This window comes from Gloeocapsa sp. PCC 7428, from assembly GCF_000317555.1.
Classification (GTDB): domain Bacteria; phylum Cyanobacteriota; class Cyanobacteriia; order Cyanobacteriales; family Chroococcidiopsidaceae; genus Chroogloeocystis.
Genome location: NC_019745.1, coordinates 4,337,878 through 4,364,079, shown reverse-complemented (window position 1 = coordinate 4,364,079; position 26,202 = coordinate 4,337,878). Strand labels below are relative to the sequence as shown.

General features: G+C 44.3%; 24 protein-coding genes and 1 pseudogene. 8 read left to right on the top strand and 17 right to left on the bottom strand.

What is annotated here, in order from left to right; translation table 11 throughout:
• Position 1 precedes the first annotated feature (1 nt).
• Positions 2-1,069 carry a heat-inducible transcriptional repressor HrcA gene (gene hrcA / locus GLO7428_RS19250; RefSeq protein ID WP_015190249.1) on the bottom strand — a complete coding sequence of 356 codons (1,068 nt, stop codon included), beginning with the start codon at positions 1,067-1,069 and terminating at the stop codon, positions 2-4.
• Between the two features lie 284 nt (positions 1,070-1,353).
• Positions 1,354-1,713 (bottom strand): rhodanese-like domain-containing protein, encoded by a 360-nt coding sequence (locus GLO7428_RS19245; protein WP_015190248.1) that lies wholly within the window; start codon positions 1,711-1,713, stop codon positions 1,354-1,356.
• 274 nt (positions 1,714-1,987) lie between these two features.
• Between GLO7428_RS19245 and GLO7428_RS19240 the strand changes: the two genes are divergently transcribed.
• A complete protein-coding gene (locus GLO7428_RS19240; protein ID WP_015190247.1) occupies positions 1,988-3,718 on the top strand; it encodes a DUF3352 domain-containing protein in 1,731 nt (576 codons plus the stop codon).
• A gap of 39 nt (positions 3,719-3,757) precedes the next feature.
• Here GLO7428_RS19240 and coaBC read toward each other — a convergent pair whose 3' ends face one another.
• The 5 genes from coaBC to GLO7428_RS19215 form a co-directional block, all read right to left on the bottom strand.
• Positions 3,758-4,957 (bottom strand): bifunctional phosphopantothenoylcysteine decarboxylase/phosphopantothenate--cysteine ligase CoaBC, encoded by a 1,200-nt coding sequence (gene coaBC / locus GLO7428_RS19235; protein ID WP_015190246.1) that lies wholly within the window; start codon positions 4,955-4,957, stop codon positions 3,758-3,760.
• Between the two features lie 31 nt (positions 4,958-4,988).
• A complete protein-coding gene (locus tag GLO7428_RS19230) occupies positions 4,989-5,201 on the bottom strand; it encodes a DUF2555 domain-containing protein (protein ID WP_041918699.1) in 213 nt (70 codons plus the stop codon).
• A gap of 150 nt (positions 5,202-5,351) precedes the next feature.
• Entirely contained in the window at positions 5,352-5,939 is a 588-nt protein-coding gene (locus GLO7428_RS19225) for an alpha/beta hydrolase (RefSeq protein ID WP_015190244.1), read from the bottom strand.
• A gap of 76 nt (positions 5,940-6,015) precedes the next feature.
• Complete coding sequence (locus GLO7428_RS19220) at positions 6,016-6,876, bottom strand: helix-turn-helix domain-containing protein (protein ID WP_015190243.1); 861 nt, start codon at positions 6,874-6,876, stop codon at positions 6,016-6,018.
• A gap of 525 nt (positions 6,877-7,401) precedes the next feature.
• Complete coding sequence (locus tag GLO7428_RS19215; RefSeq protein WP_015190242.1) at positions 7,402-7,719, bottom strand: 2Fe-2S iron-sulfur cluster-binding protein; 318 nt, start codon at positions 7,717-7,719, stop codon at positions 7,402-7,404.
• Between the two features lie 897 nt (positions 7,720-8,616).
• Between GLO7428_RS19215 and ndhL the strand changes: the two genes are divergently transcribed.
• Genes ndhL through trpA form a run of 3 tightly spaced genes read left to right on the top strand, consistent with a single transcriptional unit; the run spans position 8,617 to position 10,039 of the window.
• Complete coding sequence (gene ndhL, locus GLO7428_RS19210) at positions 8,617-8,868, top strand: NAD(P)H-quinone oxidoreductase subunit L (RefSeq protein WP_015190241.1); 252 nt, start codon at positions 8,617-8,619, stop codon at positions 8,866-8,868.
• Positions 8,869-8,871: 3 nt separating this feature from the next.
• Positions 8,872-9,198 (top strand): DUF3007 family protein, encoded by a 327-nt coding sequence (locus GLO7428_RS19205; protein ID WP_015190240.1) that lies wholly within the window; start codon positions 8,872-8,874, stop codon positions 9,196-9,198.
• A 43-nt stretch (positions 9,199-9,241) separates the two neighbouring features.
• Positions 9,242-10,039, top strand: a complete 798-nt coding sequence (gene trpA, locus GLO7428_RS19200) for a tryptophan synthase subunit alpha (RefSeq protein WP_015190239.1) — start codon at positions 9,242-9,244, stop codon at positions 10,037-10,039.
• On the opposite strand, the gene GLO7428_RS19195 is transcribed toward trpA, so the two are convergent.
• Positions 10,029-11,048, bottom strand: coding sequence for an aldo/keto reductase (locus GLO7428_RS19195; RefSeq protein WP_051038457.1), 1,020 nt, complete (start codon positions 11,046-11,048; stop codon positions 10,029-10,031). The genes trpA and GLO7428_RS19195 overlap by 11 nt on opposite strands.
• A gap of 57 nt (positions 11,049-11,105) precedes the next feature.
• The gene (locus GLO7428_RS19190; RefSeq protein ID WP_015190237.1) at positions 11,106-11,513 is read right to left on the bottom strand and encodes a MerR family transcriptional regulator; all 408 of its coding nucleotides are present in this window, start codon (positions 11,511-11,513) and stop codon (positions 11,106-11,108) included.
• Positions 11,514-11,703: 190 nt separating this feature from the next.
• Here GLO7428_RS19190 and GLO7428_RS19185 point away from each other — a divergent pair, with 190 nt between their 5' ends.
• Positions 11,704-12,972 (top strand): MFS transporter, encoded by a 1,269-nt coding sequence (locus GLO7428_RS19185; RefSeq protein WP_015190236.1) that lies wholly within the window; start codon positions 11,704-11,706, stop codon positions 12,970-12,972.
• Between the two features lie 19 nt (positions 12,973-12,991).
• Here GLO7428_RS19185 and GLO7428_RS19180 read toward each other — a convergent pair whose 3' ends face one another.
• Complete coding sequence (locus tag GLO7428_RS19180; protein ID WP_015190235.1) at positions 12,992-13,483, bottom strand: DinB family protein; 492 nt, start codon at positions 13,481-13,483, stop codon at positions 12,992-12,994.
• A 182-nt stretch (positions 13,484-13,665) separates the two neighbouring features.
• Here GLO7428_RS19180 and GLO7428_RS19175 point away from each other — a divergent pair.
• Positions 13,666-14,069 (top strand): annotated as a pseudogene (locus GLO7428_RS19175) (hypothetical protein).
• Positions 14,070-14,086: 17 nt separating this feature from the next.
• Here GLO7428_RS19175 and GLO7428_RS19170 read toward each other — a convergent pair.
• From GLO7428_RS19170 to GLO7428_RS19140, 7 genes are all read right to left on the bottom strand, one after another.
• Positions 14,087-14,884 carry an alpha/beta fold hydrolase gene (locus GLO7428_RS19170; protein WP_015190234.1) on the bottom strand — a complete coding sequence of 266 codons (798 nt, stop codon included), beginning with the start codon at positions 14,882-14,884 and terminating at the stop codon, positions 14,087-14,089.
• A 107-nt stretch (positions 14,885-14,991) separates the two neighbouring features.
• Positions 14,992-15,699 (bottom strand): glutathione binding-like protein, encoded by a 708-nt coding sequence (locus GLO7428_RS19165; protein WP_015190233.1) that lies wholly within the window; start codon positions 15,697-15,699, stop codon positions 14,992-14,994.
• 189 nt (positions 15,700-15,888) lie between these two features.
• Positions 15,889-16,857 carry an alpha/beta fold hydrolase gene (locus GLO7428_RS19160; RefSeq protein ID WP_015190232.1) on the bottom strand — a complete coding sequence of 323 codons (969 nt, stop codon included), beginning with the start codon at positions 16,855-16,857 and terminating at the stop codon, positions 15,889-15,891.
• A gap of 77 nt (positions 16,858-16,934) precedes the next feature.
• Entirely contained in the window at positions 16,935-18,008 is a 1,074-nt protein-coding gene (locus GLO7428_RS19155) for an NADH:flavin oxidoreductase/NADH oxidase (protein WP_015190231.1), read from the bottom strand.
• 16 nt (positions 18,009-18,024) lie between these two features.
• Positions 18,025-19,032, bottom strand: coding sequence for an NAD(P)-dependent alcohol dehydrogenase (locus GLO7428_RS19150; protein ID WP_015190230.1), 1,008 nt, complete (start codon positions 19,030-19,032; stop codon positions 18,025-18,027).
• A gap of 54 nt (positions 19,033-19,086) precedes the next feature.
• Positions 19,087-19,464 carry a MerR family transcriptional regulator gene (locus GLO7428_RS29520; protein ID WP_015190229.1) on the bottom strand — a complete coding sequence of 126 codons (378 nt, stop codon included), beginning with the start codon at positions 19,462-19,464 and terminating at the stop codon, positions 19,087-19,089.
• A gap of 118 nt (positions 19,465-19,582) precedes the next feature.
• Entirely contained in the window at positions 19,583-20,800 is a 1,218-nt protein-coding gene (locus GLO7428_RS19140) for an acetate/propionate family kinase (RefSeq protein ID WP_015190228.1), read from the bottom strand.
• 431 nt (positions 20,801-21,231) lie between these two features.
• Between GLO7428_RS19140 and GLO7428_RS19135 the strand changes: the two genes are divergently transcribed.
• Positions 21,232-23,742: a CHASE3 domain-containing protein gene (locus tag GLO7428_RS19135; RefSeq protein ID WP_015190227.1), complete on the top strand. Its 2,511-nt coding sequence runs from the start codon at positions 21,232-21,234 to the stop codon at positions 23,740-23,742.
• A 149-nt stretch (positions 23,743-23,891) separates the two neighbouring features.
• Entirely contained in the window at positions 23,892-26,177 is a 2,286-nt protein-coding gene (locus GLO7428_RS19130) for a response regulator (RefSeq protein WP_015190226.1), read from the top strand.
• The last annotated feature ends 25 nt before the right edge of the window (positions 26,178-26,202 follow it).

Below are 26,202 nucleotides of genomic sequence, written 5' to 3'. Positions count from 1 at the left end.
ACTAACTTAAAGCTTCAGAGAGATAATCAGCCGCAGCTTCAACAACTGCGATCGCGGTTTCGTAATCCATGCGTGTTGGTCCTAACACACCTACACTACCGACAGGAACTTCCCCACGCCGATACGTTGATGAAATCAGCGTACACATCCGAATCGGTTGTAGCGGGTTTTCTGAACCAATGCGGACACTGACGCGATGCTTGCTATATTCTCCTTCGCGTTCCTCAAAAATCAAAGGCCACAGTTGATGTTGTTCTTCTTCTAGCAAATGAATAATCGTTTGTACCTGCTGTAATTCGGCAAATTCAGGTTGACGCAACACCTCAGAAACACCTCGAATCATAATTTGTGTTCCTGCTGGAAGTTTACGGCGGCTTAATTCTCCCAAAAAGCTTTTGAGAACATCACCATAGCGTTGAAATTCGCGGTCTAATTGATTCCAATTTAAATTTGCAATTTCTGAGAGCGATCGCCCGCGCAAATGCGTGTTCAAAAAGTTTGATAATATTTGTAATTCGCGTTCTACAGCTTCTGCGTCAAGCGGCGCATCTTGAGGCGCGGGAAGTTCCATCACTGCTGAATGTGTCTCGTAAGAGTCTGTTACAACGATCAGCATTGCTTTTCCTGGTTCTAGCTGCACGAGTTGCAAATGCCGTAGTTGCGTTGTAGTCGTTTGCGGCATTGTAATTAGAGTAATGCAGCCGCTGACCGTAGCGAGAATTTGCGCTGCGCCTTGTAACAACGCTTCGATACTCCAATCTTCCCACTTGAGCCGTTCGTGAAAGACCTGCTCGACTTGCTTTGCTAAAATTTCTGATGGTGATATAAGCTGGTCAACATAAATCCGGTAGCCAGAATCTGACGGGACGCGACCAGCAGAGGTATGGGGTTGGTAAAGTAGTCCTACTTTTTCCAACACGCCCATTGTGTTACGAATTGTTGCTGAGCTAACACCAAGGTTATATTCTTCCACCAATGCTTTGGACCCAACAGGTTCGGCGGTAGCAATGTAGTGGCGCACTGTTGCCCAGAGAATATGCTGTTGCCGAGCATTAAGCTGCACTTGCATAGCTGATTGAAACACGGAGATGTTGAATGAGTTTTTTAAAAAAGTTAGCTTTCAGATAGCAATTTATTAATTTAATTAATATAAGATAACAAATCTCCCTACAAGTGGAAATCCTTAACAAGGTGTATTTCACTTCTTTGGTGCTCAGTACTCCTTAGGCAGTGTACGCGATCGCAGACAGCAGAACCGTACTGATGCTACAATTGCTCGTCAGAATTAATACCTAGTATTACTCAATTCAAACGAAAAATTGTATTCTATCCTACTCAAATCTGCTAATCATATCAATACCGAGGAATCGCCGGATTCACTGCCAATGAATACGCATCAATGCCTCCAGCAATATTTTTCACGTTCGTAAATCCTTGCTGCTGCAACCATTGGCACATCTGAGCCGAACGAATGCCATGATGACACATCACGAGTGTTTCAACATTAGTGTCAAACCGCACAAGTATGGTATCCGCCCAGGAGGCAAATTGACTGAGAGGTAACACCTCAAAACCGGCGATCGCGGCGATCGCCACCTCCTCAGGTTCGCGGACATCGATTAGCTGTAACGCCGATACAGATTCATTATGCAAGCGTTGCTCAAGTACTTCAACGCTAATTTGCGCGATTGGTTGACGAAATTGGGATGTCATGGGCTATCCTCGACAGCATCACAATTATATTTCTACTATTTTCTAGTCCTTAAGTGGGAAAATTTCCGGTTTTGAGCGTATTAAACTAAGTTTTAGCATTATTACTGGCTTTCTATAGGAGAGGTTGGAAGTCAGGGAGGAAAAAATGAAGAGCAAGTATGGAAGTCTCATAGAAATTTATATTTAAGTTTAGACTTTTATCTTCCCTAAACCCTAACTCCTCGCTCCTAGTCCCTTTTAGTAAGTATCGCTTAGTTGCGGTCTGGGGTAAAACATGATAAAGCGACGCTCTTTTTTTTATTTCTTAGCCGTCAGTGTCGTTGTACTGCTGTTGACGGGTATCGGTGGCTGTTATTGGCTAGTACGCGGTGGTCCGCTAACGTTGCTACAAGGTGGAACGCAAGCAACACCTGAAGCAGCAATCTTTGTGCCAAAACAAGCACCTGTGATGGTCTCTATTTTAGTGAATCCCGACCGTTTAGAGAAGTTGCGACAGGTCGTAGCCCGTCCGAAACAAAGGCGGCGATCGCGCCAAGAAATTGACCAAATTAAAACCACATTACTCGCGAATACGGGTTTAGATTACCGACGCGATATCCAGCCTTGGCTAGGCGATGAAATAACAGTCGCAGTCACAACGAGTGACTACGACCGCGACTCCTACAATGGTCAACAACCAGGGTATCTCATGGCACTGGCGACTAAAGATGTTGAGAAAAGCCGCGAATTTCTACAGCTTGTCTTTTCCAAACAGGCGATCGCGCCTACCGATTTGGAATTTGAAGATTACAAAGGTGTTAATCTCGTCTATCACAAAGCACGCCCGCAGCCGGAACAGATACCAAAACCGCTAACCAAGCGAATACTTTCAGGTGCAGTGCTTGGCGATCGTTTTGTGCTACTTGCCAATCATCCTATGGTCATAAAAGATGCGATTAATAACGTTCAAGCCCCCGATCTGAATCTCACAACATCAAGTCGCTACCAACAAGCGTTAAATCAGTTACCACCTCGGCGGCTGGGTTTAGCGTTTTTGAATCTACCAAGTGTTGTTTCTTGGCAAGGAATCGAATCTGCGGCGCAATACGAAAGCCAAATCATCGCGCTAGAAGCAAACCGTAAAGGATTATTAACTGAAACAACACTCCTCGCTGCATCGACTTCAGAAGTCGCTTCTACACCAGAATTAACCAAACCTGTCGGTGCTTTACAGTACATTCCCGCAACAAGCGGCTTGGCGATCGCAGGAACAGATTTGAGCAACTTAAACAAGACTGCGCTGAGTCAACTGTGGACACAAGTTGCACATATATCAACTTCTGGCTACGATGCGATTTCACGCTTAATCAACCAACCTTTAGCAAACCTGCAACAGCGCTGGGGTATCGATCTCGCGCAGGATATTTTTAGCTGGGTACAAGGCGAGTATGCATTAGCACTTTTGCCTCACACCGATAAATTGACTGCGGATTGGGTTTTTGTGACTGAAAAATCCGCAGCTACCGCCGAAGGAATCTCGCGCTTAGATGCGCTGGCGCGACAACGCGGCTATGATATTACAGCACTACCACTCGCCGATCAAAAAATTGCCGCTTGGACGCAGTTAACAACAACTCCGTTGGCGAAAGCAAATGACTCTGAAGAAAACGCAATTACAATCAAAGCAAAAGTTCTGGGCGTACACGGAACAACTGATAAATATGAAATTTTAGCGACTTCGGTAGAAGCTATCGACGCTGCGCTCAAAGCGTATCAAGATGGTTCATTACTCAACGATGCGAAATTTCAAGCAAGTATTGAAGCCATTCCACAACCAAATGCAGGTTATGTATACCTTGATTGGATTGCGACTCAAGAACTATTAGAACATCAGTTACCTGTATTAAAGCTTGTAGAAGTGATCGTCAAACCCTTGTTTGATAATTTGCGATCGCTTACTGTCAGCAGTTACGGTAGTGAGCCAGGATTACTCAAAGGTGGTGTGTTTTTTCGGCTGAATAGTTAAAGTTAGGGGGAATTGGGAATGGATAATAATTTGTTGAAGTTACAGTCCATGCACAAAGTCAAACAAATGGTGGGCAAGTTGTAATTTACTACATTGTGGAATTTCTACTTGACGTCCGTGGAAATCTAAAAAGATGGCAGCGTTGAAGTTACTGCCAAAGCCAACATCAGCTTTATCAATTGGGTTAGCGACGATCGCATCGAGTTTCTTTTGTGCTAATTTTTGCCGTGCGGGCGTGATAATATCTCCGGTTTGGGCAGCAAAACCAATCAAGCGCTGGTGCAGTTGTTTGCGGCGTCCGAGTTCTGCCACAATATCGGGGACGGGTGCTAGGAGTAACTGTTCAGGAAGCGATCGCTTTGGTAACTTTTCAGAACTATACGCGGCGGGTTTCACATCAGCGACAGCAGCGGACATCACAGTTAAATCCGCATCAGGAAAATTTTCAAGCATTGCTTGCTGCATTTGTTCGGCATTCACAACCGCGATCGCACGAATTCCTGGCGGGACACTCTCCTCAATCGGTGCGTGAACTAAAGTCACAATCGCCCCGCGATGCAGTGCTGCTTGCGCCAAAGCTAGCCCCATTTTCCCTGTTGCGGGATTACCAATAAACCGCACAGCGTCTAGATACTCGCGCGTTCCTCCTGCGCTAATTAATACACGTTTACCGAGTAAGTCGCGCTGACCTCTCGTATGCAGTAACGATTGCACCCCAGTGACAATTTCCGCCGGTTCTGCCATCCGTCCTGCACCAACGCGATCGCACGCGAGTAAACCATAACCAGGTGCCAATGCATGAAACCTTGTATCTGTCAATAGCTGTTGCCAATTGCGTTGCACGGCAACTTGTTGCCACATTTCGGTATTCATCGCTGGTGCTAATAAGACAGGACACTTAGAAGCCAAAACTGTATTTGTCAACAAATTGTCCGCGATTCCGTAGCTTAACTTGGCAAGCGTATTTGCTGTCAGCGGTGCACTTAAAAAAACATCCGCCCACTCACCGAGTTCAATGTGCAGTGGACGTTCATGCGGTTGCCAAAAATCTGCATCGATGTACGCTGGGTGACGCGCGAGCGTCGCAACCGTTAATGGCGTAATAAACTGCTGCGCTGAATCTGTCAGAATCACGCGCATCTGTATTCCAGCTTTAAACAGCGTGGAAATCACTTCACAAACCTTGTAAGCTGCGATTCCCCCCCCAATCCCAATTAATACCCGTTGCGGTTGCTCCATAATCGCAATATTGCGAACTTATCCCCACCCCTCATGCCTCATCATACGGCTCCAAGTCCAACAAATAAACGTATGGTTCGACTAACTCAGGACGCTGAAACGCGATCGCCCGCAACAAATGCCAATCTTGTAACCCGTCAAAGATATTTGTATAGTTATCTTGCTCTAGACGTGCTGCTAAATTTTCAACGTCTGTAGCGGTCATGGTAGCAATATCCTGCTTGGACAAACTCAAAGTGTTCATCATTGCTTATGCCTCCCTAGAGCAATATTAGCGACCCGTAGAAAAATTAAGTAGTCCTGAACAACTTTATTGATCTTACTCAGTTAATCTACTGAGGTATGTATTACATCAATCGGGATCGCTGAAATTTCGCATTAATTAATATTTGCTTTAGCGCGACATCACTTCTAAAACAAAATTACTTACCACTGGCAAGACTTCGGGTCGAATTTCGTGCGCCATATTAAACTCATGATACTGCACGGCAACGCCTAAAGAACGTAAACTCTGTTGCGCGGATACAGCTGCTTGTATTGGTACAACTGAATCTTGACGACCATGTACTAACAATACCGGAGGAGAAGTCGTATCAATTTTCTTGAGTGGATGCATATAGCCACTTAAACCAATCAAACCAGCTAGCGGAAGAGTTAGCCCCACATCCAAAGTCATTGCAGCACCTTGTGAAAAGCCACTCAAAATTGTGCGCGACAATGGAAGACCAATGCTACTTTCTAATGACTGCAACCACGCTATCAGCAGTTGACGACTTTCGGCTAATCCTTGACCTTGATATTCTTGAGCTAAGTTGTACCACATCCTACCGGTAGATACATAAGGATGTGCAAATGGTGCATTTGGAAACAGAAACTGATATTCAGGTAAGTTCAACAGTGGTGATAGCGACGCTAGATCTTGAGAATTTGCTCCCCAACCATGCAAGACAACGATGATTCCTTTTGGCGGTTCTCCTGTCATCGAAGGAACTGAAATAATTTCTAAAGCCAGAACTTTGCTCCTTGTGTTTAGACTCTCCTACATAATCCTAATAAATTTAATTTGCTCGGTACGCTTTTGGTGTCATCCCTGTCAACTGGCGGAATTGCTTGCTCAAATGACTGTGACTATTAAAACCACACTGTAAAGCAATTTCAACAACCGAATATTTTGTTGTTTTGAGTAACTGCTTGGCGCGTTCGATGCGCTGCTGTAGTAAGTATTGATGCGGCGAAAGCTTCATCGATTGTTTGAATAAGCGACTGAAGTGAAATTGACTCATTCCGACTAATTGTGCTAAATCCGCAAGTTGGATATCTTGATCGAGATGCGCGTTGATGTATTCGGAAATTTGCAGTAATTTGCGATCGCCTAATCCACCTCCGTCATGCGTCACACGCGGTTGCGTCGTCGAATATTCGCGCAGCAAATGCACCGCTAACAGATTCGCCAGCGACTCGACATAAAGTCGCCCTACCCAACCACCGCCTTTGTGGAGTTCAGCGCGTAACATCATCAACGTTTGTTCAATTTGCAAATCGCGTACGCGAAATTCTGTGACAAGTTCAATGCACGCGGTATCAATTTCCATCGCTTCCGCAGCCACTTGTTGAAAAAACTGTGGCTTTAGCTGAATCTGTAAATAGCGATCTTCACCTTCAGCGCGATACGCTGCTGGCAGCCCCGCAGGTGTAATCGAAATATCGCCTTTGCTGTAAACTCCCATATAACGGCGATCGCCTACAGATTGAAAAATGCGATGCGGCTTTGGCGCAAGACACAATGCGATCGCGTGTCCCTCCCAAGCTTCTGGGGTGTCAATTCCTCCTGGTGGTTGCTGAAATTCTTCAGCAATTAGCGGTTTCCAACCAAGCGCCCGACTAGAAACAATCGGTACGGCATGAATTAATGTTGCCATGATACTTCTCGCCTTCTGTAATTGCCGCAAGAACAGTTGCGCAAGATCCAAGAATTTATTTCCACTTAAATAAAGTATCTTTTGATAATAATCAAGTTTCTTCAAAAGGCAATATTTTAATTTTAAATTAATTTGAATGAGTTCGTCGTAAAAATTAAGCGAATTAATTTTTACTTCTTTGAAAATTCCACTCAAATAATTTGCCAAAAAACAAAATATTGCTTGTATTTTGCTATGACTTAAGATAATATAGTAATTGTATTTTTTTAACTACATAGCGTTGTAGTTGAAGCACCGAGGACAATTGTCCTCGGTGCCGCTTTTCAAAGACTTTCGTAAGGAAGAAAATAATGGTCGTAATACTTACAGAGTAGAAGGCTGATGTCGTTTAATCTTTCCCAAAATTTAGGAAGCATCAGCTATAGTCGTTTAATCAGCATGATTATTGTTTTTATTTAGTCTTACTTTAGTATTATTGGTTTAGTTGGTGTCTTTATTAAGAGTAAAGCTGCAAGTGATAGCATACTAACAACCTTTAAAAGGATTAACGTAAAGTTGCTCTTGCGATTCGAGACCTACTTCCAGCTTACAATCAGATTGTGGATAAGCAACACACAATAAAACATATCCCATTCCTTCATGTGATGCCTTTAAGGCAACCCCTTGTGATTGATTAACTTTTCCTGCAACCAAATGTGCAGCGCAGGTAATACAAGCACCATAACGGCAACCTACAGGTAAACGTAATCCTGCGGCTTCAACTGCATCTAAAATGTACTGATTTTCTGCAACTTCAACAACAAAGTGGTTGCGGTTAACAAGTTCAATTCGATAAGTTTTCATAGTACGTAAGATAAGCAAATAAAGATAAAGACAGCCTGAATTTAGTGTTGGAGATGGCTAACTATAATCCAAGGTTGTCTGTGCTACAGAGCCTTGCTGATAGTTACAGTTTTTACCCCAAAACTGCTGTGATAGATTACGGCTAAAGGCGAATCGTAGCCAGCGATCAACCACTAATTGAATTGTGATGTCATCATAAGTTTTTTTACTCAGTTGTCGTGACCTATCCAATTACCTTATAAAATCAGTTAACTTCAAAATAAAACCCTCTCGATCAGAGGGTTTTACCTAATTAGATTATAGTTTTTGGTATGGGGGCAGAGAGACTTGAACTCTCACGACCTTTTACGGTCAACGGATTTTCATTCTCTTGCAGCTTTCGCTACTGCCTGACTAGGCTTTGAGAATTGGACTCTCTCTTTACCCTCGGCTAAACGTTAGGGTAGCTCCCGTCGAGTCTCTGCACCTTCCGAAAAATAGTGAGTAGAAGTGATAATAATTCTAGACTCACTTTCGCATTGCCTACTTTTCGGCTTGGCTCAGGATTGCCGTATCTGGATATCAGATTTAGGTTTCCCTGAGTTTGAGAGCAGTCACTTGACAAATTTCTTTGCCAAGGCTCAATTATTTAAGTCCGTAGCGTCTACCATTCCGCCACGCCCCCTTATTGAGGTTTGGGTTGCTGTGTTAACAACTGTCCCGTTTGTATATTGCACCATTAAATTGCAATCTATGCAACAACTTTAGCAAAAAAATTTTGCGATCGCCTATAAGGAGGGGTCGGGGGTTAGGAAATAGCTTTAATCGCTAATTCCTGTGCTGGATTACTGCTTTACTCACAGCAGCGAGAGAGAAAAGCGGTAGAATAGCTAAAAACAAACGATTTACGCGAGTTCAATGGATAGCTTACTAGAGTATCTCAACCAAAACCAACCGATCGCGATCGCGCTACTGTATTTGGTACTGGCGGGGGCGTATCTGCTTGTTGTTCCTTTAGCGATTATGCTGTATCTAAAACTGCGTTGGTATAACGCGACATCGTTTGAGCGGGGCTTTATGTATTTCCTCGTGTTCTTTTTCTTTCCAGGGTTATTACTCCTTGCACCGTTTATGAATTTTCGCCCCCAGCGTCGGCAAATTTCTAGTTAAACCATGAATAGAATTACGGTTATTGGTATTGGGCTAGGCGTATTTGTTGCAGGTGGTGTTGTTTATGTCATCTTGCAGGTAGTGGGTGTAGATAGCCTTACAGCGGGCGTGTGGAGCCAAGCTTTGTTAGTCGGTGGTTTAGTGGGATGGTTAGTAACTTATCTCACGAGAGTCATGCGACAAGACATGACGTATCACCAGCAACGACAAAATTACGAAGAAGCATTTTTGCAAAAAAGGTTAGAAGAACTCACACCCGAAGAATTAGCAAAATTACAAGCAGAGATTGAACAAGAAAACCAATCCCGCGATTCCTCCTCGAAGGTGTAAAGTGTTGGATGTTGTCTTTGGTCGCCGACACTACTGTTGAAAAATGAACTCAATTTCTGATTGCTTCAAGCGCTTGCGATCGCGCGGTGCTTGTGCTTTAATTCCCTTTGTGACTGCTGGCGATCCAGACTTGGATACAACTGCTGAAGCTTTGCGGGTTTTAGATGCTACTGGTGCAGATATGATTGAACTCGGAGTACCGTACTCCGATCCGCTGGCAGATGGACCTGTCATTCAAGCCGCAGCAAGTCGGGCGCTGCAAAAAGGAACGCGCCTCGAACAAGTTTTAGAAATTGTGCGTCAGGTCAGCCCTGCACTGCGATCGCCCATTATTTTATTTACATATTACAACCCAATATTAAATCGAGGAATCAAGACATTTCTACAACAAATTGCGGATGCTGGTGTCGCCGGTTTAGTTGTCCCTGATTTGCCGCTAGAAGAAGCTGAAGGACTGCTTGAACCTGCGCAAGAGGTGGGGATTGAGGTGATATTATTAGTGGCTCCCACGAGTTCCCTAGAACGAATTGAAGCGATCGCGCGTGCTTCGCAAGGTTTTATTTATTTAGTCAGCGTAACGGGCGTTACCGGAATGCGATCGCAAATGGAAGCGCGAGTCCCTGAATTACTCAAACAAATACGTAGTTACACTGATAAACCGATTGGAGTAGGATTTGGCATTTCTGCACCCGAACAAGCGCGACAAGTACGCGAATCAGGTGCAGACGCCGTGATTGTCGGGAGTGCGATTGTTAAGCGCTTAGCAGACAGTACACCGCAAGCAGGATTGCAAGCAATCGGGGAATTTTGCCAAAGTTTAAAAGCAGCAATTAGCGATTAACGCTACTCATATCCGCATAGCGATCGCCAGCGGCGACTCCTTTGGGTGCAACTTCATTGATTCGTTGTAGATCAGCTTGTGTTAGCGTGATGTCAACTGCGGCGATATTTTCTTCTAAATAGGTGCGGCGCTTTGTTCCAGGAATCGGGACGATATCATCTCCTTGGGCGAGTAACCAAGCTAGTGCTAATTGTCCTGGGGTGACGCTTTTTTCTGCTGCAATTTCCTTAACTCGCGCCACAAGTTGTAGATTTTTATTGAAATTCTCGCCTTGGAACCGAGGTAAATTCTTGCGAAAGTCATCAGGTGCAAAATCGTCGGGACTCGTAATTTGTCCTGAGAGAAATCCACGCCCAAGTGGACTGTAGGGAACAAAACCGATGCCTAATTCACGGATCGTCGGCAGAATTTCATCTTCAGGTTCGCGTTGCCACAGCGAGTATTCTGATTGTAAAGCGCTGATCGGGTGCGTCGCGTGAGCGCGGCGAATCGTTGCGGGTGCGGCTTCTGAAAGTCCGAGATAGCGGACTTTACCTTGTTGAATTAATTCTGCCATTGCGCCGACAGTTTCTTCGATGGGTACGTTGGGATCGACGCGGTGCTGGTAGTACAAATCGATGTAGTCTAATCCTAAGCGTTGTAATGAAGCATCACACGCTTTCTGGACGTATTGAGGAGTACCATTAACACCGCGAAAACCACTATCTTCGCCGCGCACAATTCCAAATTTGGTTGCGAGAATAACTCCTTCACGGCGATCGCGGATTGCTTTACCAACAAGTTTTTCGTTGCTACCAGAACCGTACATATCCGCAGTATCAAGAAACGTGACACCGAGATCTAGCGCGCGATGAATTGTCGAAATTGCTTCGGCTTCATCACCCGTACCGTAGAATTCTGACATTCCCATGCATCCTAGTCCGAGTTCGGACACCATTAATCCTTGAGTTCCAAGATTTCGTGTTTTCATGTTGTCTCTTAGATTTGTTTCACGAATGTAATTTGACATCGCTTTAGCGATATTTCTAATAGCCCCCTAAATCCCCCACTTGTGGGGACTTTAACTTCAGAACTTCCCAGAATTGAGGGTTGAGTAGTTAGGCGAGACGCTTTGTTGTGCTTCTAACTCCTGATAGTGTTGAATTTTCCACTGAATCACCTTTAGGTTTTGCTGAAGTTCGGCAATCCGCTTTTGGACTTCAAGTTCATGCGCTTCTAGGATTACGCGGCGATCGCTGATTGCTTCTGGTTTCTCCCGTAACAAGCTAGCAAACTGCTGCATTTGACGAATTGGCATTCCTGTAGCCCGTAATCGCGTTAAAAATTCAATTCGAGCAATATCTGCTGCTGAGTAACGGCGATGCCCATTGCTTCCTCTTTTGACTAGCTCAAGTAGCCCATTACGCTCGTAATAGCGCAATGTATGCACACTTAAACCCGTTCGCGCTGCAACTTGTCGAATGTCCGTGTCCATGAATATCACCTTAGAACTTAGAGTGCGCTCTAAGTCAAGCCTTTTTCAGAAAAAATTGAAAGCGTAATAACAAAATAACGATGAATTGTAAAATATACGCGTGATGCAAAAATTGCATAGGGCGCTCAATCATCTCAAAGACACGCTAGCAAGCGCAGCCCACAGAAAACCCGTAGTTTAGAGGAAGATTATGGCTGACCGTAGGGTTCATGTAGAAGAGGCTAACCGCAAACAAAGGCTAAAGCAACATCATCGTTTGTTTTTATGGCTTTCTCTCGCCGCAGGCTTGATTTTTTTGCAGGGATATATGATTGCACCACTTATCCCGCGTCTAGCAGAAATTTTTCAAGTTCCAGAGCAAGAGATTGGCTTTATTGTCCCAGCATATATGCTTGCTTATGCGCTAGCAGCCCTCTTTTACGGAATCCTTTCGGATCGTTTCGGTCGCTGGCCCGTGATGCGTGCTTCAGTTTGTATCTTTATTATTTGTACCGCACTGACAGCAACAGCCCAATCTGCCTCACAAATGGTTCTCTGGCGTCTTTTAACTGGATTAGGTGCTAGTGGGGTCATACCACTAACATTTGCCTTGATTGGAGATTTATTTCCCTTTCGCGAACGAGGACAGATGTTAGGGATGGTCTTTGCTTATATGGAGGGTGGTATGGCTTTCGGCTCTGCGGGTGGAGCAATTCTTGAACCCTTTATAGGCTGGCAGATACTATTTGTTGGGACTGCGATCGCAGCAGCAATTATTCTCTGGCGCTTGCACCGTTATGAAGCACTGTTTGATACTCCACAAGCTGAGTCACTACACTCGATTCGTCAGGTTTTTGCAGGCTATCGCAGTGTACTGTCAACTTGGCGCGGAAAGCGGACTTACATCTATGTTTTTTTGAATGCGATCTTTCACTCAGGAGTTTACACTTGGCTAGGACTTTACTTGTTGCAGCGCTACAACTTGGGAGAGGCGAGAATCGGGCTAGCCATTTTTGGATATGGCATTCCAGGTTTGATTTTTAGTCCAATGATTGGCAAAGCGGTGGATCGTTGGGGACGTAGATGGCTCATCCCACCAGGACTTGGCATAGCTGCTCTAGCAGGGTTTATGATGATCTTCCAGATTCCCTTGACATTGACGACTACCGCCATTCTGATTTTGTCGCTTGGCTATGACCTCACTCAGCCGTTATTTGCAGGAATTGTGACAGACCTAGGTTCTGCAAGAAGTCTAGGGCAAACAATGGGGTTCAAAGTTTTTACACTCTTCACTGGATTTGGAATTGGTAGTTTTTTATTTGGTGAGGCGCTTCGTTGGGGCTTTGGTTCGACGCTGGCTATTTTTAGTACAATACAATTGCTAGCAGCCTTTGCCGCAATTCCTTTGTTTCGCTCAGAGGCTCCTAAAGAAGAGGCAGAAATTAAAGCAGCAGAAGCTTGGGATGAGCAAGAGGAATAGAGCGTGAAGGAATGTAGAGTCAAGGTCGAATGATACGATGCATATCAAGTGATGGTGGGGCTATTGTTGTTTGGCTAATCATGTCGTGAATTTGCCCGCGATGATGTGTTTGGTGGTTAAAAAAGTGGGCGACAAGTAAATCAACAGGATCGTTACAGACTCGCCCAGAATTATTTGTATACTGAATTGTGCTGCTTAAAAACTCCTTAGTTAAACTTGCAGCAAAGTTTTCAATTCGCCGATCTTCGGCTTGACGCACTTGCCATAATTCGTCAAAGTTCTTGAAGAGAATTGCATCGAGATGAGTTGATGGCATTGATTTACCCTCAAAACGTCCTAACCAGATGCGATCGCCTACCATAATATGATTTAGCGTTCCATGAATACTTTTAAAAAACGCTGGACGAGTTTGTTTGCGTTCATCATCACTTAATTGAGCGCAAGCTTCGTAGAGTTTGCGATTTGCTAATGTGTTGTATTTTGCTAATAATTGAAAATGCTGGGTGAGCATAGATTCTCCTTTAGGACATTGGCGAATTCATTCGCCGCTAGACAAACGAAGTCCACCTGCGTGGACTTACAATCAATTAAAACTCTTACTAAGAGTGTGCGCAGGCACACTTTGTTTATATAGCCCCGACTTTAGTCGTAGGGCATCTACAATTCATGTTGGTTCAAAATAAAATTAAAGCTATGGAAGAACTGCTGACTCTTAAAGAAATGCTGCTTAAGGATGACATTCCTAGTGCATTAGCGATCGTTGAAGAACTTGAAGAAATGGGGTGTACGCAGTAATTTTGTTGCTACACCTCATCAAACAGCAAGCAGAGAATCGAACAACTCGTTCTTGGGAAGTTTTCATTCGTAATTCTGTGCGAGAAATTCAGCGAGAAAACAAGCGTCGTAAAGCAGGAGGTTACTATCTAGCACCAGAGGAGTTACTTGAAACCTTGGAGGAGGCTTATTTAAATGCAATTGACGAGGCTTCATTAGAGGTGGAAGAAGGGCGTTATGAACCGGAAGAATTAGAGCAACGAGTAAATAAAGTAGAAACCATCCATCACGCGCTAAATTTAATTACACCGTCGGATAATTAGATATTTTGTTGATTTGTTTATCTATTCTTTGCTAAAAAGTTCAGTATTGCCGTAGACACCGCATCGGGCGCATCAATTAAGAAATCATGACCGCCACGCTCCAGAATCACAAGTTCAGCATTGGGAATACCTTGCGCAAGTTGTTTGGAAAACTTGATCGGCGTGAGAATATCTTGCTGGCTTACCAAAACTAGCGTAGGGCAAGTAATTTGCGGTAAACGGTCTAAAGTATCGCTGTTAATAATCGCTCGACTTTGATGATACAACCCGTGGGGAGTCGGCGGGAAAGGATACTCTAATTGGAATTTGAGTGCTTCTTCGATAGCGCCAGGAGTGGCGTAAAAATCCTCACTCACCGCCCAAGGTAACACTACATAAAAGTAAGCTTCGGGATCTAAAATACGTGGAAGATCGCCAAGCGTTTCGATAATGCTACAGAATCGGCGATCGCATAACGCAAAAGTTGCCAGTAGCATCAGGCTATAAACCTTTTCTGGATGTGCTAATACTAACTCTTGGGCAATTTGACCTCCCATCGAATGACCCGCAACATGAACTTTACTCACGCCGATGTATTCTAGTAGTGTTGCCGCATCCTCTGCCATTTGTTTGATACTGTAAGGACTATCAGGCACAGAACTTTGTCCAATGCCACGATTATCGAAACGAATAACTTGATACTGCGCAACGAGTGACGGCATTAATAAATCCCAGTGGGCAGAGTCGCAGGCGAAACCAGGAATTAATAATAACGGCTCGCCTTTGCCTTGAATGTCGTAGAATAATTCAATTCCGTTAGCCTGAAGTTTTGGCATCAGTTAAGTGGATGAAAACGAACGTAGATTAAAGCTTGGTAACTGGTAATTGGTCATATAGAAAACATTTCCACCACCCATTACCCATTACTCATTACCTAACCTACTTAGCTTTTTTGCTGAATTGTGTTTGCTGATTGGTTAAACAACAAGTTTCGTGACTTCTCGATATCGAGTGCTTGATCTTTAAATGCTTCTGCTTTCTCGTAAGCACGAATTGTTGCCGGACGTGCTTTAATCGCTTCAAACCAGCGCTGCAAATGAGGGAAATTCTCTAGCTTTTGTCCTTGGCGTTCATACGGTACAATCCACGGATAAGCAGCAATATCTGCGATTGAGTAGTTATTACCTGCCAGAAAAGTGCGATCGCTTAACCGTTTATTCATGACTGCATACAAGCGCCCTGTTTCATTAACGTAGCGGTCTATTGCATAAGGAATTTTTTCAGGTGCATACTGACTAAAATGATGATTTTGCCCTGCCATTGGTCCTAAACCGCCCATTTGCCAAAATAACCATTGCAAAACTTCAGCACGTTGGCGGATATCTGTTGCAATCAGTTTTCCCGTTTTTTCGGCTAAATACAGCAAAATTGCTCCTGATTCAAACACTGAAATGGGTTCGCCGCCATCTGCTGGGGCGCGATCGACAATTGCAGGAATGCGATTATTTGGGGCAATTTTAAGAAAATCGGGTTTAAACTGATCTCCCGTACCAATATTGACAGGAATGAGCGTGTAAGGAAGTTCAGCTTCCTCTAGAAACATTGTGATTTTGTGACCGTTGGGCGTTGTCCAGTAATAAAGGTCAATCATTGGTATCTCCTAGTTATGTGTTATGCAAAGCGCCAAGCAACTGAAGTCACGGCTTCACTAAAGCTACTAGCTGTTAGCGGTTAGCTCTTAGCTAATTGCCAATTGAAGAGTGCTAATCGCTTTCGTAGGTGTGGTTTGTGTAGTTGGAATTTTTTCGAGCACTAAGCTATATTCCATCTGAAGGCTCTGTTACACTGCGTTTGCCAAAAACTCGATGAGCAATTGATTGACTTCAGTAGGGCGTTCCTGCTGAATCCAATGTCCGGTGTTTGGCAACAATACCTTTTTTCTCAAGTTCGGCATTGTTTTTTCTAGATTGTTGAAGAGATCTTGATTTCTCGTAACGATCGCATCAAACTCTCCCCCAATAAACAAAGCGGGTTGTTGGATCTTCGCACCACTCAAAAAGCGCGTGAGTTCCCAATCTCTGTCCAGGTTTCGATACCGAGCCAACCCTCCTCGAAATCCTGTTCGCTCGAACTCACGTGTCAGGAAATCAAGGTCTTGCTCAGTCAACCAACTCGGAAGTTGCTCTGGCTGAGTAACAGTATCTATAAATTTTTCCGATTTGTCGAACAGAAACCGCCACCTTTTTTCGGGTGGTGCATCACCTGATGCGGAATAGAGGATCATGCTGAGAGATTTACGAACGTCGGCTTCCAGTTCCGCCTCTATTAACCCTTGTTCCTGAAAATACAGCATGTAGGACTGTTGCTCACTAGCCATGCGTTTCAGCATTTCCGTTGGTGGTCTACTTTCCCAGGATCTAGCGCGATAAGGAACGCTTAGCAAAGCGATCGCCTTGAATAGATCTGGACGTAATAAAGCACAATGCCAAGCAACAGTCGCGCCCTGATCGTGCCCAATAATGATTGCTTGTTCGCAATCAAGGGCATGAACCAGCCCAACAATATCACTTGTTAACTGAAGAATGTTGTATGCTTCAATCGACTCTGGCTGATCAGTTTGCCCATAGCCACGCTGATCGGGTGCTACTACGTGGAATCCAGCATCCGCGATCGCTGCAAGTTGATGTCGCCAGGAGTACCAGCATTCTGGAAAGCCATGACACAAGATAACAAGTTCTCCTCGACCTTGCTCCGCAATATGCATTCTGATGCCATTGGTATCAATAAAGCGATGATTTACTGTTGGCATGATTCCTCCTGTTCGGTTACGAGCGCAGTGGTTAGATGCTCAGCACAATCAGTCGAACGACCTAACGCGATATATCTCTACAGCCCACTCGCGTATTGAATTGGTAAATTTAGTTTTTCCTCTTGATGTAATTCTTGCGCCGCACGATAAGCCCAGTAAGGATCGCGTAACATTTCGCGCCCAATGAGAACAATATCTGCACGTCCATTACGGATAATTTCATCAGCTTGCATCGGGTTAGTAATTGAACCTACCGCCGCTGTCGCGATTTCAGCTTCGTGGCGAATCTTCTGGGCAAAAGGCACTTGCCAACCCGCACCGAAAGGATAGTTTTTGTAATCGGGAGAATTAAAACCCGAACTACAGTCGATCAAATCTACACCTTCGATTTTTAGTTTTTTAGCAAGTTCCACCGAGTCTTCGATTGTCCAACCGCCTTCTACCCAATCGGAACAGGATAACCGTGCGGTTAATGGTAAACGTTCTGACCAAACTTCGCGGACAGCTTGCGTTGTTTCTATTACAAAACGAATACGGTTGACGAAACTACCGCCATACTCATCAGTACGTTGATTTGCCAGGGGTGAGTAAAAGCTGTGGGCTAAATAACCGTGAGCAAAATGTAACTCCAACCACTCGTAACCTGCTTCTAAAGCACGCAATGCAGCAGCGCGAAACGCATTTTGTACTTCTTGAATATCTTCTTTCGTCATTTCTTTTGGAACTCGCCACAGTTTGTTACCAAAAGCTAGAGGACTGGGTGCAATAGTTTCCCAACCTCCTTCTTCATCTTTGAGCGAACGATCGCCTTCCCAAGGACGTGCGGAACTTGCTTTTCTACCAGCGTGGGCTATTTGAATTCCTGGTACTGCACCGTGCGCTTTGATAAATTGGTTGATGCGTTGTAGCGGTTCGATGTGCTTGTCTGCCCAAATTCCCGCATCATTAGGGGAAATGCGTCCCCGCGCTTCGACTGCGGTAGCTTCGGCAATAATTAATCCTGCACCACCTACCGCACGCGAACCTAGGTGAACTAAATGCCAATCGGTTGCTACACCGTCATCAGAAGTATACTGACACATTGGCGAAACACCAATACGGTTGCGTAATCTGATGTCTTTGAGTTGATAAGTATCGAATAAATGTGGCATGGTTTTTCTTTGATAATTAAAAGCGAATGCAAATTTTACCGAAGTGCGAACCACTTTCCATGTATTTCAGCGCTTCTGGTACTTCGTGGAAAGGATACACGCGATCGACGACAGGGCGTAATTTGTGCAAGGCGATCGCCGAATTCATCGCCGCGAACATCTCGCGCGAACCAACATAAATTCCCTGTACGCGGACGTTTTTCATCAAAATGGCTGCGGTTGCAACTTCGCCTTTACCACCGCTTAAAACCCCAATTAAACTAATTTGTCCGCCGTGACGTACCGCGCGTAGCGATTCGGATAACGTTCCCGCGCCGCCGACTTCAACGACATAATCAACGCCTTTACCATCGGTGAGTTCGCGCACTCGTTGTCCCCATTCAGGGATTTGTTTATAGTTAATTGTTTCTGCTGCGCCCATTTTGCGGACGCGTTCTAGTTTCTCATTGCTACTTGATGTCGCGATCGCCTTTGCACCCGCAAGGACAGCGAATTGCAACGCAAATATCGAAACTCCGCCAGTTCCTTGCACCAATACGGTATCACCGGCTTTTAAATTACCCGCGTGAAATAGCGCATTCCATGCAGTGACAGCCGCACAAGGTAAACTTGCAGCTTCTTCATCGGTGAGATGTTCGGGTACGCGAACAATACCATCTTCATGCAGTACGGCGTACTCAGCTAAAATCCCGTCAATTGCACCGCCTAAAGCTGATTGCGCAATTTCTTGTGTCAGTTCGCCGCCTATCCACTTTTGAAAGAAAAGTCCCGCAACGCGATCGCCGACTTTCACGCGCGTTACGCCTTCACCTACCGCGACAACTGCGCCTACACCATCAGAAAAAGGAATTCTCGGTAAAGCTAGCTTTGGATCGTATAAACCTTTGACGACCATCAAATCGCGGTAATTCAACGAAGCCGCGCGCATTTTCACAAGTACTTGTCCGTAACTCAGTTGCGGATCGGGGCGTTCGGTTAATGTTAGCGCATCGATGCCAAATTGTTGAATTTCGTATACCTTCATTGCACTTTACCTGTTCTTAACCTTGACGTTAACGTCAATACAAATCAAAAAAAATTACTGGCTATTGATTTGCTCAATACATTTTTGAATTTTCGTAATATTGAAAAGCAACTCTGAACGAAACTGCGCGAGTGCGCTCAATTTGTCGTCAGTTTCTTGGAGATGCGCCTGCAAGATTGTTAACACCTTTTGCTTGGCTTTGAGTTCGGTTGGATCTTCAAAGTACAAGTCAATCACGCTAGCAATTTCTTCGAGAGTAAGTCCAAGTGATTTGAGACAATCAATTTTTTGTAGTCGCAGTAACTCAGCTTCCGTGTAATAGCGAAAGCCACTTCCCTCCCGTTCACTTGGGTGTAATAATCCTAAGTTTTCATAGTAGCGAATAGTTCTTGGAGTCACGCCAGCTTTTTGCGCTAGCTCTCCAATTCGCATTTTTTCAATCACTTTGTTTACTGATGCACCAGATTGACGTTAACGTTAACTTGTAGATTAACCATTTTTTTCTTTGGTGTCAAGCGGTTAGAAACCGCAGCTATATAGACGAAAACTTTTATTTACTACTTTGAGTTAACTTCCAGCATTCGGTGGCGATCGCCCAATCTTCTTGGGTGTTGATAATTAAAACGCGCACTGTAGAATCATCTGTAGCAATATCGGTATCGCCTGGAGAATCGGCATTTTTGTCTAAATCGAGCTTTAACCCTAAAAAAGCAAACGATTCACACGCCAAAGCGCGCAATTGGGCTTGATTTTCACCGACACCACCTGTGAAGACTAATGCATCTAAACCGCCTAGAGTTGCTAGCATGGCACCGATGTGTTTGCGTAACGAATGCACATACATATCGAAAGCAAGTTGGGCGCGCGAGTTACTAGATGCGATCGCACTTTGGATTTGACGCATATCTTGGGAAATTCCAGAAATTCCCTTTAAGCCAGAAGCATAATTGAGGATTTCATCGAGCTTATCCGCATCAAGTTGGCGATCGCGCAAAAGGTAAATTAAAATACCAGGGTCAATTGAGCCACAGCGACTTCCCATCATCAACCCTTCAAGGGGAGTAAAGCCCATTGTTGTATCAATGCTTACCCCGTCACAGATGGCGGATAATGAGCAACCATTTCCCAAATGACAAACAATCAACCGTAAAGACTGTAAATCGCGCTTTAGCAGCGTTGCAGCCCGATGCGCGCAATATTGGTGACTAATACCATGAAAACCATAGCGGCGAATACCCTGCTCAAACCATTCGTAAGGTCCTGGATACACTGCTGCACTTAATGGTATCTGACTATGAAATGCAGTATCAAACACGGCAACTTGCGGTAAAGATGGTAGCAGTTGTTCAATCGCTTCAATGCCTTCAAGGTTCGCAGGATTGTGCAAAGGCGCAAAATCAGATAAAAGTAAAATAGTATCTTTGACTTCAGGAGTAATTAGAGTTGCTTCGCGGTAATCTTGACCGCCATGGACAACGCGATGACCTGCAATATCAATTTCACTGAGATCGTCAATAACCTGCGTTTTACCCTTAACTAAGGTATCGAATAAGTAGGAAAACACTTCGGGGCGCGAATCGGTTTCGAGTTCGGTTTCTAAAACTCTATCTTGAGCTTTAATTTTAATTGTGGCTACTCCAGGATGCTGACCCCAGTCTACTTTCGCTTCCCATAGGGGATGCGGGGGCGAGTCGGGTAAAGGATCGCTCAGTTCGTATAAACAACTTTTTTGGCTACTCGATCCTGCGTTAAGGACAAGGATTTTCATAGAAACAGCCTTTTTTCTTACATGACTACTGTAGCGATCGCGATGCTTGAAGATGTGTTGTGAATAGCACAGAGATATTTTTTGTTTGATTAGCCAAGCAATTGTGAATACTCATATTAGTGTTTGGAAAGTTTAACGCAAAAATACTCACCCGCAAGATAAAATCAAAATAATTGGCAGTCAAATTGAAGTTAAGCCGAAATCAGTAATAGAGTACAGGTCAGGGTTAAAAGCTAATTAGGGTAATTTCTCTGAGCTTCTATAATGTCCTAAATTGCCGCTCGATTACTAGATTTTGTCGAAAAGTTAGACCGAGTAACTCAGCAGGTATTTATGCAACTGTCAACCGACAGGAAAACAAAATACACAATTGATACAGTGTACGAGATAGCTTTAGTTCGCCAAATGTGGTAGAGGGGGCGATCGCGCTGATGCTACGCTCCGTTCCGAAAAGACTAACCGCAGGATTTTTTGTCGTTTTAGCGTTTGCGTTGGGCAATGCGGCGATTTCGTATCGCAGTACGCAGAAACTAATTACGAACGAACAAGCGATCGCGCATAGCCATCAAGTCATCGCCGAACTAGAAACAACACTTTCAAAACTCAAAGATGCAGAAACCGGACAACGCGGCTACTTACTCACAAGCGATACGCAATACTTAGCACCGTATGTATTAGCAAGGACACAAACACAGGAACAACTTGCCAAACTCAAGCAACTTACCACAGATTCCCCCAAGCAACAGCAACAAATCGCCCGACTCGAACAAGCCATGAGTGCGAAATTTGCCGAACTAGAACGCACAATCGACTTAGAGCAGAAAAATCAATTTGATACAGCAAGAGCTATTGTATTATCGGGTCGTGGTAAGCAATTAATGGAAGATATTCGCCAAATTGTCGGCGAAATGGAAAAAAGCGAGCGCCTCAGGCTACAATTACGCGCGCAACAGTCGCAAAATGGCTTTCGCAATGAAATCGTGACATCCTCAGTAGCAACCCTCCTCAATGTCGGATTATTGGTGCTGTTGTATTACTTGATTCACCGCTACATCCAGCAACGCCAACACGCAGAAGAGTCACTGAGAAAAGCGAACCAAACACTCGAAACGCTGATTCAATCATCACCCCTCGGAATTGTAGCGCTCACACCTAGTGGAAAAGTGAGTTTGTGGAATCCAGCGGCTGAAAGAATTATGGGCTGGAGTCGTCGCGAGATAGTGAATCAGTGTTTGCCCATTTTCGATAGTCAGCACCTCGATCGTCAACTTGGCGATCGCATCTTACAAGGTGAAGCAATGAGTGGTATTGAACTGAGTAGTTATAAACAAGATGGTCAAGCGATCGCGATTTCGCTTTCTACCGCACCGTTGCGCGATGCTAGCAATCAGATTAATGGCATTATGGCAGTGATTGCCGATATTAGCGATCGCTACGCCGCCGAACAAACAATTCGCGAACAAGCAGCGTTACTTGATATTGCGACCGATGCGATTTTTGTTCAAGACTTAGAAAACCGAATTTCTTTTTGGAATAAAGGCGCAGAACGTTTGTATGGTTGGCAAGCGCGCGAAGCTTTGGGGAAAAATGCTGATGAACTTTTACACGGCGAACCACCATTAGAAATTGTCGTTCCGCAAGAAAAGCTCAACACAGATGGCGAATGGCAAGGCGAGTTGCGTCAAGTCGATAAAAATGGCAAACAAATTATTGTAGCCAGTCGCTGGACATTAGTCCGCGACGCGCAAGGAAATCCTAAATCAATCTTAGTTGTTAACACGGGCATCACCGAGAAAAAAAGGCTCGAAGCACAATTATTACGCGTACAACGTATGGAAAGTATTGGTACGCTAGCCGGTGGAATTGCCCACGATCTTAATAATGTATTGACACCGATTTTAATGTCAGTACAACTATTACAAATGAAGTTTAGCGATACCCAAAGTCAACATTTACTCAACTCATTAGAAAGCAATGTCAAACGCGGTGCGGCATTAGTTAAACAAGTTTTGTCTTTTGCACGTGGTTTTGAAGGCGATCGCGTTACTTTACAAGTCAAACACTTAATCTCAGAAATTGTCCATCTCATTAAAGAAACCTTTCCGAAATCAATTGAAGTTGTCACCGATATTTCTCCTCATTTATGGACAATTTTCGGTGATGCGACACAACTACATCAAGTATTGATGAACTTAGTAGTTAATGCGCGCGATGCGATGCCCAAGGGTGGCACTTTAAGTATTCAAGCAGAAAATACTATAATTGATGACCACTATGCTCAGATGAATGTCGAGGCAGCGGTGGGATGTTATGTCGCGATCGCTGTCACTGATACGGGTATTGGCATTCCACCGGAAATCATCGAGCGAATTTTTGAACCATTTTTTACAACTAAAGAAGTCGGAAAAGGTACTGGATTAGGATTAGCTACAGCACTAGGAATTGTAAAAAATCATGGTGGGTTTGTGAATGTCTACAGTGAAGTTAGCAAAGGGACAAAATTTAGCATATACTTACCTGCAAGCAAAGCAACCGAACCACAACCAACCAAAGATAGCGAACTTCTATTAGGAAATGGTGAATTAATTTTAGTTGTTGATGATGAAACAAGTATTCGTGAAGCAACGAAGCTCTCTTTAGAAGCGTATAACTATCGCGTTATAACTGCAAGTGATGGCGCTAAAGCCTTGACAATTTATGCTAAGTATCAAGATGAAATTGCAGTGGTTTTACTTGATATGATGATGCCTTCTATGGATGGTACGCTTACAATTGTGACGTTACAAAAGATGAATCCTGTAGTAAAAATTATTGCCATAAGTGGACTGAGTTCTAATGAAAAAATAGCGGCAAAAACTGGTTTAGGCGTACAAGCTTTTCTACCCAAGCCTTGCACAGCAAAAGATTTATTAGAAACTTTGCATTATGCGATCAAAAAGTAGAAGTAATGAGAAATTACGCCTTTTGAAAATGGGTAATCAGTAATCGTTCATTGGTAATAGATATTTTCCCAATGACCAATGACCAGTTACCAATGACTGCTTAATGGCTAGTATAAGTGTGGAGAGACAATAGGCGTGAGCCATCCACTATGAAGATTTTAATAGTAGAGGATGACGAATTTATAACTGAAGCGCTGCGCTTAGTTTTGGCACAGCAGCACTATGCAGTCGAAACAGCGAACGACGGTGAAGCAGCTTGGGAGTTAGTACAAGTATTTGCCTACGATCTGATTTTGCTCGATGTCAAGTTGCCGAAATTAGACGGTATTAGTCTTTGTCGGCGGTTGCGATCGCGCGGCTACCAGATGCCGATATTGTTAATTACCGGACAAGATAGCAGTCACGATCGCGTCGTTGGTTTAGATGCAGGCGCAGACGATTATTTAGTTAAACCATTCGATCGCGAAGAATTGGTAGCGCGGGTTCGTGCGCTGTTGCGGCGTGGCGATCTCACCTCAGCCCCAGTCTTAGAGTGGGGAAAACTCCACCTCGATCCGAGTAGCTGTGAGGTAACATACGACCAACAACCGATTCATCTCACACCCAAAGAGTACGCGCTTTTAGAACTATTTTTACGCAACAATCGCCGCGTATATAGCTGCAACGCCATCTTAGAACACCTCTGGTCATTTGATAAAATTCCAGGCGAAGAAGCGGTAAGAACGCAAATTAAAGGATTGCGACAGAAATTGAAAGCTGTAGGAGCCATTGACCTCATCGAAACAGTTTACGGCATTGGCTATCGCTTAAAACCACTCGAAACCATATCTGTACCATCTGTAGAAATTGGCAAACAAACGCAACAACAAACTTTATTCGCGATCGCTGGTGTATGGCGTCAATTTGAAGAACGTGTCAGTCAGCAGGTAGCCTTACTCGAACGCGCAACTGTTGCATTGTTACAAGAACAACTTAGTGACGAACTACGCACAACAGCCGAATACGAAGCGCATACTTTAGCTGGTTCTTTAGGCACATTTGGCTTAGGTGAAGGTTCGCGCATCGCCAAAAAAATTGAGCGCATCTTTCAAGCACAGTCAATTTCAACCGAAGCAGCGGCGCATTTGTGTCAATTAGTAACAGCGTTACGCCAAGAAATTCAGCGCCCCGAAGCCCAAGTTATGGCGACAGAACATCAACAGGAGACATCGCCTTTACTGTTAATTGTTGATTGCGATCGCCTGCAAGCCGAAGAGTTAGCCAGTATCGCTCAACAACAAGGAATACGCACGCGAGTTAGCACAAACCTCATTGCGGCGCGCGAAGCCATTTATCGCGAAAACCCGCAAGTCGTCGTACTTGATATTGCGATTTCCCCAACAACCGAAGAAAGTTTACAACTAATAACTCAACTCCACAAGCAAACACCATCAGTTCCGGTTTTAGTTTATACCGCACGCGATAGTTTAGGCGATCGCCTCGCAGTCGCTAAGAGTGGAGGACGCTATTTTTTGCATAAGTCAACTCCACCTGCACAAGTGATTGCTAAACTTGCTCAAATTTTACAAAGTAGCGATCGCATTGCCAAAGTGATGGTTGTTGATGACGATCCGCAAATTCTCGCGACTGTGCGCAGTCTACTCGAACCTTGGGGGATGAAAGTCACAACGCTCGCCAATCCGCGTTGTTTTTGGGAAACCCTAGCAGCTACTCTCCCCGATTTATTGATTTTAGATGTCAAAATGCCGCATATTAATGGCATTGACTTATGCCAAGTTGTCCGCAACGATCCGCAGTGGAATGGCTTACCGATTGTATTTCTCACCGCTTATAATGACACGAATGCTGTTAATCAAGTATTTGGTGCAGGTGCGGATGACTTTGTTAGTAAGCCAATTGTTGGTCCTGAATTGGTGACTCGGATTGTCAATCGTTGGGAACGTATTAAGCTTTTGCGAAATCTTGCAGAAATCGATCCACTCACAGGTGTATCTAACCGGCAAACAGCAATTCAAGAATTTGAGACATTACTCAACCAAGCTAAAGCAGACGATCAACCCCTTTCCTTAGCAATCATTCGTTTAGACTCTTTGCAGCAGATTAATATTCATCATGGCTATGCGACAGGAGATGCACTACTACGGCGTGTTGGACAACTCTTGCAACAATTCTTTCACGAGCAAGCGATCGTCTGTCGCTGGGCAGGAGCAGAATTTATGGTAGGAATGCACGGTACAAGTCGCAGTGATGGTAAAGCAAGATTAAGCGCAGTGCAAGAAACGCTGTATCAAGAAGTTGTTGCTAATGGTACTGGTGAACTGAACTTTAGTATCGGCTTCGCGCACTATCCTGAAGATGGTACTGATTTGCAATCGCTTTACTCAACGGGAACCACAGCACTTGTACCGATAGATATTGCAGCAACTTATGCTTAGCTGAGAAAAATCTGTGACAGCAATT